At 60.1% G+C, this 18,158-nt stretch carries 12 protein-coding genes; 3 read left to right on the plus strand and 9 right to left on the minus strand.

Annotated elements, in window-relative coordinates; translation table 11 throughout:
• Positions 1 to 827: 827 nt before the first annotated feature.
• The 4 genes from BM374_RS14695 to BM374_RS14710 form a co-directional block, all read right to left on the minus strand.
• Positions 828 to 2,141, minus strand: coding sequence for an HlyD family type I secretion periplasmic adaptor subunit (locus BM374_RS14695; protein WP_092293179.1), 1,314 nt, complete (start codon positions 2,139 to 2,141; stop codon positions 828 to 830).
• Positions 2,138 to 3,949, minus strand: a complete 1,812-nt coding sequence (locus BM374_RS14700; protein ID WP_502689435.1) for a type I secretion system permease/ATPase — start codon at positions 3,947 to 3,949, stop codon at positions 2,138 to 2,140. Before BM374_RS14700 ends, BM374_RS14695 begins: the two co-directional genes overlap by 4 nt.
• A gap of 215 nt (positions 3,950 to 4,164) precedes the next feature.
• Entirely contained in the window at positions 4,165 to 6,762 is a 2,598-nt protein-coding gene (locus BM374_RS14705; protein ID WP_143270192.1) for an Ig-like domain-containing protein, read from the minus strand.
• 538 nt (positions 6,763 to 7,300) lie between these two features.
• Positions 7,301 to 8,437: a glycosyltransferase family 2 protein gene (locus BM374_RS14710; protein ID WP_177248294.1), complete on the minus strand. Its 1,137-nt coding sequence runs from the start codon at positions 8,435 to 8,437 to the stop codon at positions 7,301 to 7,303.
• A 71-nt stretch (positions 8,438 to 8,508) separates the two neighbouring features.
• Between BM374_RS14710 and BM374_RS14715 the strand changes: the two genes are divergently transcribed.
• Together BM374_RS14715 and BM374_RS14720 are read left to right on the plus strand one after the other, a co-directional pair.
• Complete coding sequence (locus BM374_RS14715; protein WP_177248295.1) at positions 8,509 to 9,390, plus strand: right-handed parallel beta-helix repeat-containing protein; 882 nt, start codon at positions 8,509 to 8,511, stop codon at positions 9,388 to 9,390.
• A gap of 289 nt (positions 9,391 to 9,679) precedes the next feature.
• Complete coding sequence (locus BM374_RS14720) at positions 9,680 to 10,480, plus strand: FkbM family methyltransferase (RefSeq protein ID WP_092293191.1); 801 nt, start codon at positions 9,680 to 9,682, stop codon at positions 10,478 to 10,480.
• Here BM374_RS14720 and BM374_RS14725 read toward each other — a convergent pair.
• Together BM374_RS14725 and BM374_RS14730 are read right to left on the minus strand one after the other, a co-directional pair.
• Positions 10,474 to 11,751 carry an O-antigen ligase family protein gene (locus BM374_RS14725; protein ID WP_092293194.1) on the minus strand — a complete coding sequence of 426 codons (1,278 nt, stop codon included), beginning with the start codon at positions 11,749 to 11,751 and terminating at the stop codon, positions 10,474 to 10,476. The two genes, BM374_RS14720 and BM374_RS14725, sit on opposite strands and share 7 nt — an antisense overlap.
• Before the next feature lie 100 nt (positions 11,752 to 11,851).
• Positions 11,852 to 13,306, minus strand: coding sequence for a class I SAM-dependent methyltransferase (locus BM374_RS14730; protein WP_244552608.1), 1,455 nt, complete (start codon positions 13,304 to 13,306; stop codon positions 11,852 to 11,854).
• A 172-nt stretch (positions 13,307 to 13,478) separates the two neighbouring features.
• Between BM374_RS14730 and BM374_RS14735 the strand changes: the two genes are divergently transcribed.
• A complete protein-coding gene (locus BM374_RS14735; protein ID WP_092293198.1) occupies positions 13,479 to 14,798 on the plus strand; it encodes a glycosyltransferase family 4 protein in 1,320 nt (439 codons plus the stop codon).
• 20 nt (positions 14,799 to 14,818) lie between these two features.
• On the opposite strand, the gene BM374_RS14740 is transcribed toward BM374_RS14735, so the two are convergent.
• Genes BM374_RS14740 through BM374_RS14750 form a run of 3 tightly spaced genes read right to left on the minus strand, consistent with a single transcriptional unit; the run spans position 14,819 to position 18,128 of the window.
• Positions 14,819 to 15,958 (minus strand): DegT/DnrJ/EryC1/StrS family aminotransferase, encoded by a 1,140-nt coding sequence (locus BM374_RS14740; protein ID WP_092293200.1) that lies wholly within the window; start codon positions 15,956 to 15,958, stop codon positions 14,819 to 14,821.
• Positions 15,955 to 16,953, minus strand: a complete 999-nt coding sequence (locus tag BM374_RS14745; RefSeq protein WP_092293202.1) for an NAD-dependent epimerase/dehydratase family protein — start codon at positions 16,951 to 16,953, stop codon at positions 15,955 to 15,957. The genes BM374_RS14740 and BM374_RS14745 overlap by 4 nt, the downstream gene beginning before the upstream one ends.
• A complete protein-coding gene (locus BM374_RS14750) occupies positions 16,950 to 18,128 on the minus strand; it encodes a DegT/DnrJ/EryC1/StrS family aminotransferase (RefSeq protein WP_092293204.1) in 1,179 nt (392 codons plus the stop codon). The genes BM374_RS14745 and BM374_RS14750 overlap by 4 nt, the downstream gene beginning before the upstream one ends.
• Positions 18,129 to 18,158 lie beyond the last annotated feature (30 nt).

Here is an 18,158-nt window from a genome sequence, read left to right on the forward strand (position 1 = left end):
CGAATGCCAACCAGGGCCGGGATTCACACTCGGAGCAGCCCCCCCGGTGATGGGAGCGGGCACTCCGCAGATTTATATTATCTAAAAGTTAATTTATTTAAATTAAATTACAACAATAAAATCGAAATTAAATATGCGGAAAGTCGCAAGGGACAACCGCTGCGCCGCCACGCGTTCAGCCGAAGGCAGAATGGGAATGAATTGGGCGGGATTTATCGGCGCGGAAGCGCAATAAGCGCGGTGCCGAACCTGCTTTGACCGCCCTCAGGCAAGACTACGATCTAACGGTCGGATACAATTATAATTGTTGATTTAATTATTAACCGAGGCCAACCTTCGACCGCACTTCCCCCAGGCAGGAAGGGATTTCATATGCCGGATGAGCTACTCGTCATTCTGGGGGCCGAAGCCACCATACTTGTCTTCGTAGCCGCGATGACCCTGTACGCCAGGCGCATGGACGTCCTGAGCGGACGCTCGTTCGAGCAGTCGGAGGTCTCGCCCACAGGCATCTGGCATCGGTCACGGTCGCTCCGTCGGACGGCGCACGGTCTCCTGCGGCGCTTGACCAGGAGGTGGCGCGACCGCACGAGGTTTGCTCCGGCAAATCTTTTGCAACGGCCTGACATCACCAGACTGCGGCAGTCACTTCTTCCAAACCCGACCGCAGGATTCGTCCCGCCCCTGGCGCGCTTTCGCCGGCCTGCGACGCCCGCTGCCGATGCGTCCGGCCGACCAGTCGTGTTTTCAGAGCCCGATCGCAACGCCGCGCCCCGAAGGTCGGGCGTCGATCCCGAACGAATGCTGTCGTGCGCGGCCGCGGAGATTCAGCGCTCCTTGAACGCCCGCTCCGCCTGATCGTGCAGCGGCTTGAGCAGATAGGATAGTGCAGTCCGGCCTGCCGTCTTGATGAAGACCTCGACCGGCATGCCGGGCAGCAGCTTGGCCCCCCCCAGTTTCGCCAACTCTTCCGGCTTCAAGAGGACGCGGCCCGTGTAATAGCTCGTGCCGGCGCGTTGATCCTGGGTGATGTCAGCCGAGACCATGCTGACCTCGCCGTCGATTTCAGGCGTTGTCTTCTGGTTGAAGGCTGCGAACCGCATGGTCGCGGTCTGCCCCACATAGACCTGGTCGATGTCACGGGGCGCGATCTTCACCTCAACCGCGAGCGAGTCCGCATCCGGCACGATCAACATGATCTGCTCGCCGGGGGAGATGACGCCTCCGACTGTGTGGACGCTGAGCTCATGGACGCGCCCGGATTGTGGTGCCTTGATCTCGATCCGGTTCAGCTGATCGACCGCTGCAGTTTTGCGCTCGCCCAGCTCGGAGAGTTTCGAGCGCGTCTCAATCAGGTCCTTCCCGACCTCCGTTCGCAGATCCTGGTCGACCTGAATGATCTGGAGGCCGATTTCGGAGATCTTACCCTTCGACTGAGCAATCATTCCTGCGAGCTGGCTACGCTCGCCTTCGAGGCGAGCGGAGTCGCGCTCGAGCGAATTGAGCCGCGTGATCGGCACCAGATTCTTCTGCCAGAGGCTGCGCACGCCCTCCAGCTCCTGACGGATGAATTCGACTTCCTTTTGCTTGGCCTCGGTCTGCCCCATATAGCCCTTGATCTCGTTTTCCAGCTGCGCGCTTTTCTCCTGGAGCTGCGCTTTTTGGCCGCTTCTGGCCTGACGGCGGAGATCGAACAGCTTTCGCTCGGCAGTGATCGCACGGCTCGCTTCGGAGTTGCTCTCCTTGGCCCGATCGAGCAACGCCTTGGGAAACACGACCTGCTCGGCGCCATCGCGCTCGGCCTCGAGGCGCGCCTGCCGCGCGATGAGCTCATCGATGCTGTTCGTGACGATCGTCGCATTGGCGAGCGTCTGGGTCTCATCGAGGCGGATCAGAACGTCCCCGGCATTGACCCGATCGCCCTCGCGCACGCGCAACTCTCCCACGATACCACCAGTGGCGTGCTGAACCTTCTTGACGCTCGAATCCACCACGACGACGCCCTGAGCGATGACCGCGCCCGACAATTGGCTTGTTGTCGCCCAACCGCCGATCCCAAACGTCACCAGAGCGAGCATGATCATACCGACGATCATGTAGCGCTGGATGGACTGCATCGCCGGCATGACTTGGCTGTTCATCGGCTGCCTCCCTGAGCTTCCGCGACCACCTTGAGAGGCACGGGATTGCGCAAGACCTTCTTGAGGACCTCCTCCCTCTTGCCGAAGGACTGAACCCGGCCTTCCCCGAGGCACAGGACATGGTCGACCGCTTCGAGCGCCTTCGGGCGATGCGCGACAACGACGACAATCCCGCCGCGGCGACGCACATTCAGGATCGCCTCGGTCAACGCCTCCTCACCCTCGGCATCGAGATTGGAGGAGGGCTCGTCGAGCACGACCAGGAACGGTTTGCCGTAGAAGGCACGCGCGAGCCCGATTCGCTGCCGCTGCCCCGCCGACAGCGCCAATCCCCCCTCGCCAATCTTCGTGCTGTAGCCGTCCGGAAGCGAGAGGATGAGATCGTGCGCGCCCGCGGCATGCGCGGCCTCCAGGACAGCGGCGGCCGTCGCCTGCGGATCGAACCGTGCAATGTTCATCGCAATGCTGCCGTCGAACAATTCGACGTCCTGGGGCAGATAACCAATGTGCTTGCCAAGAGCGTCCGAAGACCAGTGATCGAGCGCAGCATTGTCCAACCGTATCCGGCCACGAATGCTCGGCCATACCCCCACCAGCGCACGCGCCAGCGTCGATTTTCCGGATCCGCTCGGCCCGATGATACCAACGGCCTGCCCGCTCCGCAGTTGGAACGACACTTCGCTGACGGTGGGCCTCTCCGAATTTGGGGCTCCGATATAGAGATGCTCGACCGTGAGCGTTTCAACAGGAGGAGGCAATGCCAGCCGCTCCTCTTCGCAGGGCAGAAGCTTCAGCAGGGCATCGAGCCGTTGTCCCGATTGCCGCGCAGCGACGAACCCCTTCCAGTTCGCAATGGCCATTTCGACGGGCGCCAAGGCCCGCGCGGTGAGGATCGATCCGGCAATGATGATGCCAGCCGTCGATTCCTGGTTGATGACGAGGACTGCGCCAACGGCAAGAACCAGCGATTGCAGGATCGCTCGGAAGATCTTGGAGGCGCCCCCGAGCCCGTTTGCGACATCGCTGGCGCGCTCGTGGGCCGCGAGGTATTTCGCGTTGACATCCTGCCAACGCAACGCCGCCTGCTGCCGCATCCCCATGGCCTGCAGAACCTCGGCATTTCGTCGTCCCTCGAGCGCCAGTGCCGTTCGCGAGACTGCGAGACGCGAGGACGCCTTTGCAGGCCCCCGCGTCCGGGTCTCCGTGAGCATCGTGATGCCGACAAGCACCAGCGCACCGGCCAGCGCGGTGACGCCGATCCAGAAGTGAAAGAGAAAGCAAACGCCGAGATAGATCGGCATCCAGGGCAGATCGAAAAGCGCGGTCGGCCCGCCGCTCGACAGGAAGCTGCGGACCTGATCGAGATCCCGCACCGGCTGCAAGCCGTCGCCATCGGCCCTCGTCTTCAAAGGCAGACGAACGAGCGCGTGGAAGATGCGAATGCCGAGCCTTTCATCAAAATACCGGCCGACCCGCGCGCTGATCCTGCTCCTGACGAAATCGAGCCCGCCCTGAAACAGGTACAGGACCGTAGCGAGAACCATCAAAGCGACCAAAGTCGGTATGCTGCGCCCAGGCAGCACGCGATCGTAGACTTGCAGCATGAAGAAGGAGCCGGTGAGCATGAGGAGGTTGCTCATCCCGCTGAAGGCCGCGAGCGCCCAGAATATCCTCCGGCAAGACCGCAGGAACGCAGACATCTCTGATTGCGGCTCCTCATAGTTCTCCGCCGACCGGAACCGACCGACGAATATCCGTTGCCGAAGCGCTTCAACCAAGCGCCTTCCCCAGCCGATGAGTCGGGACATCGGTTGTTCGGCAGCATCCACCGACCCGCGGCCGGGCGACCACAGCCCCGACAAATATATAAATGGGATTCGATAAAGATTCGCGGGCGGGGTAATCATCCCCCGCCGTCCAACGTCAGTCATGGCGCCTGCCCTATAGTGGTGCCTGTGTCGGGGGATCCCCAAGCGATCCCCCGAGGCGGTTGTGAGTACTAACCTGTGTGTTGACCCGCTCCTTACGCGAAGTGGAAGTCGTGGCTGTTCAGCTTGTCGAGCTGCGTGTTCTTCAGCGTGAGGGTGTCGCTCCCCGTCGCGATGACGACGTCGTGGCCTGACTGGGCCGCGTGGGAGAGAACGCTCGCAAAGCTGTCGAATACGCTTTTGCTGAACTCGATCGTGTCGTGAGCAGGCCCGCGGGCAGCGAAGTCCTTGATGATGTCCTGGCCGAAGTTCGACGCAAACTGGAACGTATCCGCTCCCGCCTTGCCAACCATGACGTCATTGCCGCTGGTACTGGTCAGAGTGTTGCTGTGGCCGGAGCCGATGATTGCCTCACCCGAGCTGGTTCCGACCACGTGGCCTTTGGTATCGACCTGCTCTGCGGTAAAGGCGTGGCTCTTGCCCGACAGATCGGAGGTTTGGAAGCTCCACTTGCCGTCGGCTCCCGTGGTAGCCGAACCGACCGAAGTCGTGCCGTCATACAGCTTGATATTGCTGTTGGGATCAGCCGTGCCCTTGATCGTCGCGGTGTGATCCCTGTGCTGATGCACATTGGTGACCTCAACAGTCGACGTGCCACTGCCGCTCTGCGAGCCAACTTGGCCGCTGTGCGAACCAATTGGTGGATCAATCGGCTGCGACAAGGCGCTGGTGTTGCCAGCGGCGTCGGTGGCTGTCGCGGTGAAGGTGTGCGACCCGTGCTTGAGATTAGGGGTCGTCACGCTCCAGTCACCGTTGCTTGCAACGGTCGCAGTGCCGAGCAGGGTCGTGCCCTCATAGAGCTTGACCAGGCTCCCCGCCTCAGCCGTACCGGATACCGTGGCGTGGTTATGTGTCGTCGGATCGCTCAACAGAACTGGAGCATTGGGGGCCACGGTATCCACCGTGACGTCCAGCGCGGTCGATGCCTTGCCGGTAACGCCGGAGACCGTATCGGTCGCAGTAAAATCGTGCTTGCCGTCCGACAGCGCGGCGGTCGTGTAGTGCCACGCTCCGCTGGCGTCCGCGGTAACGGAGCCGAGCTGGGTGGTGCCATCGAACACCTTGACCGTGCTGTTGGCAACCGCCGTCCCCGCCAGGGTCAGCGTCTGGTCGCTCGTGATGTGATCTCCGGCGATACCGGTATCGCTGGAAAACGAGGCGATGTTCGGCGTGGCGGGCGCAGTGGTGCCCGTGCCCGATGTGCCTGTGCCGGAGGTACCTGAACCGGACGTGCCCGAACCGGACGTACCGGACCCTGATGAGCCGGACGATCCGATGACAGGATCAAAAGGCGCTGACGCGGCGCTTACGTTGCCCGCAACGTCAGTCGCCGTGGCCGTAAGAGCGTGTGTGCCGGCCGCCAGAGCAGCCGTCGTCACCGTCCAGGCCCCGGTAGCGTTCGTCGTAGCGGTACCGACCTGAGTCGTGCCGTCATACACCTTGATCGTGCTGTTGGCTTCAGCGGTCCCGGACGCCACCACCTGATTGGCGCTGTTGACCGTGTCGCTCGCGATTGTCGGTGCAGCCGGCGCCTTGGTGTCGACGGTGACGGCGAGCGCGGCCGACGCTGCACTGGTTTGACCCGACGAGTTGGTCGCGGTCGCTGTCAGCGTATGCTTCGCATCGGTCAAGACCTGGCTGATGTAGTCCCAGGTTCCGGTCGAAGTCGCGGTCGCCGTACCGATCTGCGTCGAACCATCATAGACTTTCACGGTGCTGCCAGCCGCGGCAGTGCCGTGCAGCGTGATCTGACTGGCGTCAGTGATGCCATCTCCGGCCACACCAGTATCAGGTGACCACGACGCGATGACAGGCGCGCTCGGGGCCGAAGTCGGCGCGGTCGTCGTACCGCTATTTGCCGACGTGTTGAGCGTCGCAGCGAGAGTCGCGCCATCATTGACGTTCCCTGTATAGGTCGGGGAACTCAAGTTGAAATCCGTTACACCCCAATAACCCGATCCCATGTGGTTGTTGGTGAAGGATACGCCTGTAATCGAGCCGCCGTTGAATTGAGCGTCCGAATAAACCGTGAAACCACCCCCGACGAGCAGGTTGTTGTCGACACTAACATTCGAAATCGGGCCGAAGTAGTTGTCGACCATGATCGCCGAGGTCTGGCTGTAGTCATTGATGACGGTGTTATGACTGATCGTCACATTTGATACGCCGCCATCGATCTGAATGCCGTCATAGTGCGGCGACCCGGAAGCGTTCAGGTCATGGATGTAGTTGTCCTTGATGATCGAGCTGCCCTGCACATTGATGCCATTCTCGACGTTGTAGATGTTGTTGCCGATGAACGTGCCCTGACCGCTTATGCCGTTTGAACCGTCGTTGTTGCTGCCGACGCCATTAATCTCGCAGTTCTGGACAACCGCTCCCGTCACGCCTTGCGCGATCTGCACGACCGCAAAGCTCGCCGCCGTGATCTTGCAGTTCTCGAGCGTCACATTGGCAGCGTCGATATAAACCGTTCCGGTGATATTCAGCCCCGAGATCACAGTCCCGGCCTGAGTGATGACTAGGTCGCCCGATGGCGTAAGAGTCACGCCTGCCGGCACCCCCGTGCTTGATGCATCCGGCCATCCCGTTGTTGTCGTCGCCAAATCGAAATCTCCTGTGTGTTTCAGCATTAATGACTTCGAATAATTGCCACCCGCAATATCCGAAGCATTCAATCCACTCGCCAAGACGCAGTGGAGTAGCCCCCATTCGCGTAAAGCGTAATGGCCGATTGGGCGCGGCTTTTTTTGGACGAGACGACGGCCTCCCCAAGGTCATTTTTTTGCAACGAACATCCGATTCGATCAACAGGCAAACCACAGATATTTTTATATGCGAATATTCTTCTCATTAAATGAGCGTCAATCGAAAATGCCGGTATTTTAAAGATGCGGACTTCGACAGCTGAGAATGCGTGTCCTAACCTCTTAAAGGCACGCGCATTTCAGTTCTCGGATCGATCCCGGATGCGCTTCGGAGTTTATTTGCTCGGATTAGTACGGCCGCTACACGTCGATGAGATCATCGCAATTACGGCGACACGTTCAACTCGTTTAACACATTCGTATTTTTCGCACATACTTCCGTATGGCAGCTCACGAACTCAACTCTCGGCTCGGGCTGAGAGCAGGGGTGCACTGCGCGCCGAACCGCAAGCTATAAGCGTTTTCATTGATGCCAAGCCGGTTGGCCTCTCTCGCCCCGAAGGCCAGCCAACAAGCCTTCCAGCGTCGCCACGAAATTACGCGGGGCACCATGCATCAAGAAGCGAAGAGCGTGAAGCAGCGAAAGGACCACGCGGATCGGCAACGTCCACGGACGATGCGTCCGCACAAAATGGATCGCATTTCGATGCTCCAGGTAAACGGACAGCTGGGATAGCCCGGCCAAGGTGCCCGTCGATCCCGTGGTCGTTCCGCCCCTGTGCGCAACGATCGAATCACTTGCGTATCCCAAACCAAGTCTTTTCGCGCGCGCTCCCCAGTCCAGATCCTCGAAAAAGAGGAAGTAGCTGTCTTCCATGAAGCCGATCCGCTCAACGCATTGCCGCGTTGCGTATATCGACGCTCCGGACAGAGCATCGAGAGCCGTCTCGATTGCGTGAAGATCGAACGGATCTCCTAGCTTGTCATGCAACCCGACCGCCGTCCCTCTGGCCGCGAACGTCTGCCAGTGCAGCCCTCCGCGAAAGCGGATGAGGTCCTCGCTTCCGGCTTCCAGGATGGTGCTTCCGACCATCGCCTTTCCACCTTCCTCTGCCCGCTCGACGAGGGCCGCTAACGCATTCGGCCTCGGCTCGGTATCCGGATTAAGTATCCATATCCCCTTCCATCCGGAAACCGACGTGAGGGGCTTCAGCCACGCATTGATCCCGCCCGCGTAGCCAAGGTTGTCCTTGGCGCAACCTATCCAGACATTCGAAGGTCTTCTCTTGAACCGCATCCGTCGTACTTCTGTGAACGGAGCGATGCCACCTACGTCTGCAGGATCCCATTCTGCGCACAAGCACGGCAAACAATTCAATGCCTCGACGAGTTCATGGTAAGCCTCCCGTCCGCCATTCTCGCAAATGAATACGTCGAACGTCGGATCACGTTCGATGCCGGCGACAGCCATGAGGCAATTCCGGATGTCCTCAGGATTGCGGAAGCCAACAATCAAGACCGCAACGTCAAACCGGCACGTTGAAATGAGGGCGCCGGGACGTTCGTCGAGGCTCGACTGCAACGAATTGCACATGAATGTCCTCTTGGTTGATTGACTGTAATCAAGCGCAAAACTACGCTGCCTCGTCACGACCGCCATGGGATGTCATCACCCGACCAGACTTTCCAGAGTGTCTTTGGGATCGTGCGGCCGTGGAGAAGGATTCGGCCATGTTGCTGCTCTCGCGACGCGCCTTCCTCATTGTCTTAGCTGCGATCGACGCCCCGCAGATGAGCCGCGCCGATCCCATCGACAAACTATCGCCAGACGCAAGCCATGGTGGCTCTTCCGAGAGAGCAGCGGCCGCCGCTGCCGCGCGCACGGCTGATGTGAAATATCCGGACGAGACCAGCACGGGCTTTTCCGAGAACACGAACCTGATTCCCTCGGGCCCGGTCACCACGAGCAGCGACGGACAGCTCATTCGCGGACTCGACATATCAGGAGCCGTGCAGATCAACCACGGCGCGGTCACACTCGAGAACTGTAGGATTACGGCGGCAGCTTCCTCCGTCGTGAACGTGGCGGAAAATTTGAGCGTGCCACCAATCATCCAGGACTGCGAGATCGACGGACTCGGCCTTGACGGCGCCGAGGGCTCGAACGGCATCAACGGGTACGGAACGGTCCGTCGGTGCAATATCCATAGGGTCGAGAATGGTATCAATGTAATCGCCCCTCTCTTGTTCGAAGACAATTACGTGCATGATCTTGCCGCTCCAGGCGCCCCGCACTACGACGGGGTGCAGATCGACGGCGGACATGACATTAGCATCCGTCACAACACGATCATTAACCACCACGCCCAGACGTCGGCTGTCATGATCGACAATGCGTTCAACGCAGTCTCCAGCATCGTCGTCGCGAACAACCGGCTGATCGGCGGCGGCTACACCGTCTATTCGGATGGAAGGCAAGGCAACGGACCAATCTCGAGCGTTTCCTTCACGCACAACCGAATGGGCAGAGGGCGTTGGGGGTATTCGGCATTCAGCAAAAACAAGCCGGTCTGGCGCGGCAATGTGGACGACATAACCGGGCACCCGATCTGACATCATTCACATCCCGCAATCGGCGTGCTGCATTGCAAGAACGCTCCTTGCGCGACGGCTGGCGCGGTTTCGCAAGCGGTCCTGCTCGCCGGCACGCACCAGAAACGGTTGGAAAACCGCGGAATGGTCTTATCCATCAGCTCAATCCGGCCCGGACCAACTACATGACGCTGCGCTGGCCGGGCTTTTATAATCTATCATTCTGTTTGACGGCGATTTAAAATGCAATTGTAATTAAACCGTGCTTTAATTCAGCCAGCACCATTGATCATCATCGACGGGGTCGTGAATGAGCACGACGATGGAATGGGGGCCAAAGAATGCGAAGGCGTTCGCACGCTTTCTCTATGCCCACGTTCCGGGCGCAGCGCAGCTTAGATTCGCCGTCAAGGATGTCGCTGCGCGCTACGTCTCGAAACCTGAATTCGGCGGTCTTTCCCTGATTGGCGATGGTGGCGGGTTAATTATTGACGTGGGCGCCAACCGAGGACAAAGCATCGCTGCGTTTAGGCGACTGCGACCGAATTGTGAGGTGGTCGCCTTCGAACCGGAGCCTCGATCAGCCGCCCGCCTGGTCTTGCGACATCAGGGCGACCGCAGGGTCACGATTCACGATTGCGCGCTGGGGCAGCGCACGGGCCAATTGACCTTCTTTATCCCGCAATACGGGAGATGGGACTGCGACGGCATGGCCGCCACCAGCCGGGAGGAAGCCACGCAATGGCTACGCGATCGAGGCCGGATGTTTCGCTTCGATGAGACCAGACTGACAGTGGCCGAGCACCCGGTGCAATGCAGGACGCTGGATTCCTTCCGCATGCTCCCGATGCTGATCAAATTGCACGCGCAAGGCGCCGAGCTTGAGATACTGAAGGGCGCTCAGGAGACGCTACGCCGATGCGCGCCAGCACTGATGTGTGCATTCCCCGTACGTGACCTGATCGATTTCTTGCGGCAATTCCACTATGATCCCTATTTCGATGACCGCGGTGTTTTTACTCAAGGCCTTGCCCGGCCAGGCACGACTTTCACGTGGTTTCTGACCAGAACCCACGTGAACGACCTCTACCACGCATCGCACCGTCATTGATGAGAAAGGCTTTCGCGCAGCGACGCCTTTATACCGATGCATAGTCCCCAGAAGATCCAGATATAATTCCAGAAATGGACAGTGATGCCGGTGAAGAAGAATAACAGGATGACGATCGTGAAGGCCAAATTCATCCGCTCACGAAAATCATCAAACTCCACCTGTTTCCTGACAGGCCAGATTGCCATTAAATTCGTCGCGAGCAGACCTGCCATCGCCGGTAAGCCGAACCTGAGCGCCTCCACGAGCCAAACGCAGTCGACGGTCGAATCAAGGATATTTTCGTCGAACAGCTGAAATGAATATCCCGTCAGTGGACGGTTTCCAATTCGTTCGAAAGCCGCATCCCAGATCAAGATCCGATAATAGCCAGTCACCGGGTCCAGCGTGAGGTGCGAAATCAACCAACCGATCGGGTGCTCGGCAACGGTGATGAGAGCGCCGGTCGCGACGCCCAGGACTGTCCAGAAGATCATCCATCGTCCGGGAAGCTGCCGCATGAGGCGATCGTAGGAATAGGCCGCCACTCCCAAAACATAGGCCATCAACGCGGCCGAAGACTGCGAGAGCAAGCACCCGGCGAGGCAGAGTCCCGAGAACAGAATTTTTCGACCCACCGCTCGTTCGGAAAGCAAGACTATCGGATTGACGAGCCCGCAGAACACGCCGAACAGGATAGGATGATCGAGGGTTGAAGTCGCGCGGATGGCACCGCTCCGAGTTACTGCACCCAGCGGCGTAGTGCCAAAGATCGCCGCTGCAGCTTCGTGCGCGATCCAACGTCCGGTGACGTAGTCAATCGCCCCGACGAGAATGACGGCAACCGTCAGGATCTTCAAAGCTCGTATGAAGGTGTCAAGCGCAACCGGAGAGTAAAAGTAGCCTCTGGCAACGATGTAGCTGAAGAGAAACTGCAGGCTCTCCGCTGCCGGCGAGGACAAGGATTCGAAGCCTGCCGTCGATGCTGCCGCCCCAAGCATCCAGGCGGCGGTCAGGACGGCAAAAAGATCGCAAGCAACCGCATGCCGTCCCCGGCGCATGAGCAGCACGAGCGCGGGCCCAACCAATAGCGTCACGGCCAGACGTCCCGCCGTGAACTTTGCACCAGCGATCGAAACCTCTGCTTCCCAGGCTGGAATGATCAAGCCGGCAAGGACGAACCAGGCGGCGAACTGGTGGCGCGAGCCAGCCAAGGCCTCTCGCGGCAAGGTGCAGTCTGACGGCGCCCATCCATTGGATGCCGCGGTGCCGATCGCCTCGAGACCTGCCAATCGCGTTCGGGTCAAGTTCGGAGGCCTCCGCAAGATGGGATCGGTGCCGCCAACAGTGCTGCCCTTTGATCTCCGCAGTTGCCCCGCTGCTGCGCTTGGTTCACTGCTCTCTCCTGGCAATGCTGATCATCTCCGAAGAGAGAGCGAGCTTGGCGATCGCCGGCACAATGTCCTCAAGTGCCGCCGCACGTCGGTGGGGTACCCCCACGGTTCGCACAGAGCTCAAACCAGCCTTCCTGCACCACTTCTCGACGTTGCCCCTGTCGCTGAAATGAGCATTTGCGATCTCAAACGTTCGGGGCACCTCGATGCGGCCGTTGCGCAATTGTCTCCAGATCGCGGGCAGACCCGACATATTCGGGCTCTGGATGATAATCGGCGCGTTCGGCGCTAGCAGATCGCCGAACGACGACAGAACGTCCACCGGTTTCGGGAACAGATGAAGCACCTTCAGCATGAGGATGCAGTCGAACTGCCGGCCTTCAAGGCGCCTTCTGGCCCCCCGGAGATCGCCCTCGATGATCTCAACGCCCTTTTCGGCGGCGCCGCGACAGATCACAGGATCGAGGGGAATTGCCGTCACGGCGATTCCTTGGTGGACCAGCCAGCTTTCGGTGGAACCCGAACCGCAACCGATCGACAGCACGCTGCGCGCGGCGTACGGAATGCGCTCCAGGACCTGCGGCACCGCGGGTTCGTAGTAGTCCTTCGAATAGGCCCCACGCGGCAGCTTGGTCTCGCTCGCGAGGAGCGATGGAGGACGGCTCCCCTGTTCGGCAATCTGCAGCAAGGCGCCTGTCTGCCTGTCGAACTCCTCCGGGATCGCCCCGACCCGTCCGACGTATTTGTTCGACAGATGGTGGACGGTGAATTCCTCCAGATGGGACACGGGAATGAATTTCGTGAGCCCGCATTGCGTATAGGGATCGGTGGCCGCGGTGCAGAGCAGATCGTATTTGCCTTCATGTGGAGCGACATCGAAACGTCCCGACCGCAGAGCGCCGCGGAGCTGCTCGCGCGTCAGGATGAAGCAGGCGGCGTGCTCATTGGTAAAGTGCGCCAGGACATAGTCTCCTCGCCGCCTGACCGATGCCGCATCCCAATGAAAATGGGCGTGAACGTCCGGATAGTTCCGCTGGCCATCTTCTCCGTACTCAACCCGGAGAAAACCGGCGATTTCGTTCTCGGGCAGGACCCGCATCACCTCCAGCCAGGCACTGATGTTCCGCTCGGTGACCAAAATGTCGTCCTCCGAGTAGATGAACAGGTCGTACTGGTCACGACGCTCGGCGAACAGCTTCTTGTGCGCAAACGGCAGCGACCATGGATTTCTGCTTGGCGTGCCGACAATGCAGTCAGTTCCGAATTTGGCCCGCTTATCGATGTTCGACAGCACGACGATATCGACCGCGAATGCCATCGAGCGGTATTCGTTGATGATCCGCTCGAGGTGGCGGTCGTTCGAGCTTCCATAGCTCGCAATCGCGACCAGCATGCGGGGCAGTGGACGGCTGTCTCGGCACGCGGGATCCTGAGCAACACGTTCATTCATCACGTCAGGCAATCCCTCTTGAACTCGACGCCAAATTTTATTGATTTAATAGGAGAGAATAAATAATAAATGCGGTGATGTCGACATTATTATTGATTTAAATTAAATGTTAGATCACGATGAAGGCCGGGCCGAGACCGCCCCCCGTTCGCCGCCGTCTGGAGAATTCCCACGTATGAGGGCGCTGATCTATCCGCATTCCATGGAGCTTGGAGGATCGCAACTCAATGCATTGCAGCTTGCCGAGGCAATTCGAGACCTCGGCCACGACGTCATCGTGGCCTCCGAGACAGGCCCTCTTCTGGAGAGGATGACGAAGGCTGGCCTCAGGCATATTGTAATCCCTCAGCACCGGGCGCGTCCCTCGCCTCACGTCGGCCAGCTGATCCGCAGCATCGTCAGGGAAGCCGCGATCGACGTGGTGCATGCCTATGAGTGGCCACCAATCGTCGAGGCCTTTCTTAGCGTCGGTCTATCGACGCACGCTGCCGTGGTTGGGACGGTCATGTCCATGTCCGTACCTTCTTTCCTTCCGCGCAGCATTCCCCTGACGGTGGGCACAGAGATGATCCGTCGTGCCGCCGTCACGGCAGGACATCAGGATGTTACCTTGCTCGAGCCGCCAGTCGATACGAAGTCCGACCATCCCCGCGTCGACGGCACGAATTTTCGTTTGGCTCAGAACATTGGACCTGGCGATATCGTCATTGCGATGGTCTGCCGGTTGGTGCCGAACCTGAAACTCGAGGGCCTGCTATCGGCGTGCGATGCCGTTGGCGAGATGGCGCTCGAGGATCAGCCCGTGCGGTTGCTGATCATTGGTGATGGGCCGGCGCGTCCCAGCGTCGAAGCGCGGGCGGCCAGAACCAACGCGCTGGTCGGCCGAAAAACCATCATATTGGTGGGCGAGATGTCGGATCCGCGCCCTGGCTATGCTGCTGCGGATGTCATTGTTGGCCAGGGAGGTTCGGCGCTGCGCGGGATGGCTTTTGGCAAGCCGCTGGTGGTCATTGGTGAGGACGGGTTCAGTGAGCTGCTAACGCCCGAGAGTGCACCGACCTTCCTGCAGCAGGGCTGGTATGGATTGGGCAGGGGCTCGCGCGGTGCCGGCGCCGGCGCACTTCGGTCGGCTCTCGAGACCATTCTCGCCTCAATGTCGCTCCGCCAGGAGCTTGGCGGGTTCGGCCGACGGCTGGTGGAGCATCGCTTCAGCGTTGCGCACGCAGCGAGAACGATAGAGCAAACCTATCTGCACGCCCTGCGCAGCAAAATCTCGCGCCGCCGCCGATTGGCCGATGCCGGCCGATGTGCTGCCAGCCTTGCCCGCTATAAAGTTCAGCGAAGATATCAACGTTGGATGGGTTCGGCTTCCGCCGAGGACGACAATGATCGGGCGCGAATCTCTGCTGTATTGTCCGCGAAGGCGATCGCCCCTCAATCAGACAGAGCCGCGTCGGATCCGACGAGTGAGATATCGCGGCAAACCGATTCCTGACCAGCCGCGGATCGACAAGCTCAACGGGCAAGTTCACCCTTCACCGCGTCGGCGATACGTTCCTGGTCCGCTAAGTCCATCTGCGCGTAAAGTGGAAGCAGGATCGCGTGATCCTGAGCGAGCTCGGATTGTCGCAGATCATGGGACGGGTCGGTACCCGCATAGGGCGGCTCGCGATGCGAGCACATGATGCCCCTGCGCGTGGCGATGCCCTGGTCGAGCAGCGATTGCATCGTCGTCCGCTGATCCAATCGATCGGGCAAGCGTACGCAGTAGCTCTGCCAGTTAGACCGCGCCCAGTCCGGCTCGAACGGTAACCGCAGCCCCTCGATATTCCCAAGCAGTTCGGCGTAACGGGCGGCGAGCGCTCGCCGCCGCGCAATTAGCTGCGGAAGTCGCTCGAGCTGTTTGCGCCCGATCGCGGCCTGCATATCCGTCATTCGAAAGTTGTAGCCGATGATGACGTACTCCTCGAAAATGACAGACTGCGACCCGTGACGCACGATGTCCGGAACGCTCATCCCGTGTTGACGTAGCAGCCTGAACTTGCGATCGAGCTCGGCATCGGCGGTGGTGAGCATGCCACCCTCACCTGTCGTGATCACCTTTCGCGGATGAAAGGAAAAGCAGGCGATGTCGCCATGCGGCTTGCCGATCGCTTCCCATTGCCCGTTCATCCGGATCTGCGAGCCGGCGGCACAGGCCGCATCCTCGATAACGGCGATCCCGTGGCGGCGCGCCACGGCCATGAGCGCGAGCATGTCACACGGCATTCCCATCTGATGGACCGCAATGATCGCGCGCGTGCGCTCGGTGATGGCGTCGGCCAGCCGAGCGCAATCCAAATTGTACGTCTCGGGCTCGATATCGACGAAAACAGGAGTGGCGCCCTGATGTCTGATCACGTTGGCGGTTGCGATGAAGGAGTGGCTTACCGTGATCACCTCGTCACCCCTGCCGACTCCCAACGCTGTCAGGGCGAGTTGCAGGGCGGTGGTACAATTGGCAACGGCGCAAGCGTGCGGTGCGCCGACGAGTGCGGCGAACTCGTGCTCGAATGCAGCCACTTGCGGGCCTTGCGATACCCAGCCCGACAGCACGACGGCGCGTGCAGCATCAGCCTCTGCATCCGCGAGGAGCGGCGCTGCAATCGGGATCACGATGCCGCCTGCCGCGGGCGATCTGAAGCGAGATCGCGTTCTGATCGCCACCACTTCACGAGGTCGGCGAGCCCCTGCTCGAGCGAAACGGTGGTGCGGAACCCTAGCAGACGCTCGGCCTTTCCAGTCGATGCCAGCCGTCGCGGCACCGGATTGACTGAGCGCTCAGGTACGAATTCGGGCGTCAGGTTCCGGCGTCCCATCACCGACGCAAGCACCGTCGCCAATTGCGTCAGGCTCGTCTCAGTACCGCTTCCGACGTTGAAGACCTCGTCGGTAATCTTCGCCCGGGCCGCGAGGATGTTGGCGCGCGCGACGTCGCGGACGTGAACGAAATCCATGGTCTGACAGCCGTCACCAAAAATAACGGGAGGCAATCCGGCCTCCAGCCGCTCCATCCAGCGGATCAAGACCTCGGTGTACCGCCCGTGTATATCCATCCGGCTGCCATAGACGTTGAAATACCGGAAAGCCACGTAATCAAGGCCGCACACGTCGTTGAAGGAACGCAGAAGGCCTTCGTTGAAAGCCTTGGCTGCACCGTAGAAAGTCCGGTTGTTGTACGGATTCTGTCGCTCGGTTGTCGGAAACTCCTCTGCCATGCCGTAAACGGATGCCGAGGACGCTGCGATGATCTTCTCGATGTCATGCTTGACGCACAATTCCAGAAGATCATAGGTGGCGTCCACCATGACCTCCTTGGCCAAGCGCGGCTCTGCTGCGCAGTGCGTGATACGGAGTGCGGCCTGGTGAAAAACGATGTCGGCCGCCTTCACCAAGGCTTCCATCAGCTTGCGATCGCGTATGTCGCCGTGAACCAGTCTCACCGGCCCGCGTCCGAGCGCGCGCCGGAGATTTTCCGGTCGGCCTCTTATCATGTTGTCGAGGGCAACGATCTCGATACAACCTTCATCGCAGAGAAGATCGATGATGTGAGAGCCGATGAATCCCGCTCCGCCGGTGACCAGAACGCGCTTTCCCTTGAGCTCAATCAAGATGCCCTCCTGTTGCAGGACCCTGTTGTGACGCTTTGTGATCGCTGCGCCCGGTTGCTGGCGGTTTCGCTGGGCCGCAAGGCTCCGGCGTTCCTCAACGTGGAGACAACTTCGTTCGCCCGGTCCGGCGGCAGCTCCGGATAAATGGGAAGAGAGAGAAAGTCGTTCGCAAGCATCTCGGTTACCGGCAGATCACCGGCCCGGTAACCCAGTTCAGCATAGGCCTTCTGCAGGTGCACCGGAATGGGATAGTGAATCCCCGCACCGATGCCGGCCTCCCGCAACAATGCAAGCGTGTCGTCCCGCCGCTGCAATCTGATGGAATAGACATGATAGACGTGGCGGGAGTGCGAGGGCGGTCGCGGGCGCGCGAATGGGAGCTCAGAAAGCAGTTCGTTGTATCGTTCTGCGATCGATCGGCGGGCCTCGGTCCAGCGCTCGATGTAGTCCAGCTTGACATTCAGTATCGCGCTCTGGATCTCATCCATGCGATAATTGTATCCGGCAATGACGTGATCGTATTTTGCCTCTTGCCCCCAGTCGCGCAGCAACGACACACGGCGTGCGAATTCAGGCCGATCGGTTACGACCGCCCCACCCTCCCCGAACGCCCCCAGATTCTTGCCTGGGTAAAAGCTGAAGCATCCCAGATCTCCGATCGACCCTGCGCGGCGTCCCCGGTATTCCGCGCCGTGGGCCTGCGCGGCGTCCTCAATCACGATCAGGCCGTACCGCTGCGCAATCGACATGATGGGATCCATGTCGGCCATCAATCCATGAAGGTGAACCGGCACAATGGCTTTGGTTCGAGAAGTGATCGCAGCCTCGATCAGCCCGGGATCCATCGTCCACGTGACCGGGTCAACATCGACAAAAACAGGTTTGGCGCCGCTGTAGAGTATGGCCGCGGTTGTCGCCACGAACGTCATGGACACCGTGATGACTTCGTCGCCCGGCCCGACGCCCGCGGCCAACAGCGCAAGGTGGAGCGCAGAGGTCCCACTATTCACTGCGAGGCAACGCGCAGTCCGGCAATATTCCGCAAAACGCCCCTCGAACGCCGCCACCTCCGGCCCGAGCACAAAATGCCCGCTGCTGACGACCCGTGCCACCGCGGCGTCGATTTCCGGCTTGATTTGATGGTATTGGGCTTTCAAATCCAGGAAAGGTATCAAGATTCAAACCTTGAATTGGAGCGGCGCTAT

Origin of the sequence: Bradyrhizobium sp. Ghvi (assembly GCF_900115265.1) — a bacterium.
In the GTDB taxonomy this organism is placed as follows: Bacteria; Pseudomonadota; Alphaproteobacteria; order Rhizobiales; family Xanthobacteraceae; genus Bradyrhizobium.

Coding starts and splice junctions, on each gene's coding strand:
- BM374_RS14695 (WP_092293179.1), bottom strand. CDS start 2,141: ATGAACAGCCAAGTCATGCCGGCGATGCAGTCCATCCAGCGCTACATG.
- BM374_RS14700 (WP_502689435.1), bottom strand. CDS start 3,949: ATGTCCCGACTCATCGGCTGGGGAAGGCGCTTGGTTGAAGCGCTTCGG.
- BM374_RS14705 (WP_143270192.1), bottom strand. CDS start 6,762: ATGCTGAAACACACAGGAGATTTCGATTTGGCGACGACAACAACGGGA.
- BM374_RS14710 (WP_177248294.1), bottom strand. CDS start 8,437: ATGGCGGTCGTGACGAGGCAGCGTAGTTTTGCGCTTGATTACAGTCAA.
- BM374_RS14715 (WP_177248295.1), top strand. CDS start 8,509: ATGTTGCTGCTCTCGCGACGCGCCTTCCTCATTGTCTTAGCTGCGATC.
- BM374_RS14720 (WP_092293191.1), top strand. CDS start 9,680: ATGAGCACGACGATGGAATGGGGGCCAAAGAATGCGAAGGCGTTCGCA.
- BM374_RS14735 (WP_092293198.1), top strand. CDS start 13,479: ATGAGGGCGCTGATCTATCCGCATTCCATGGAGCTTGGAGGATCGCAA.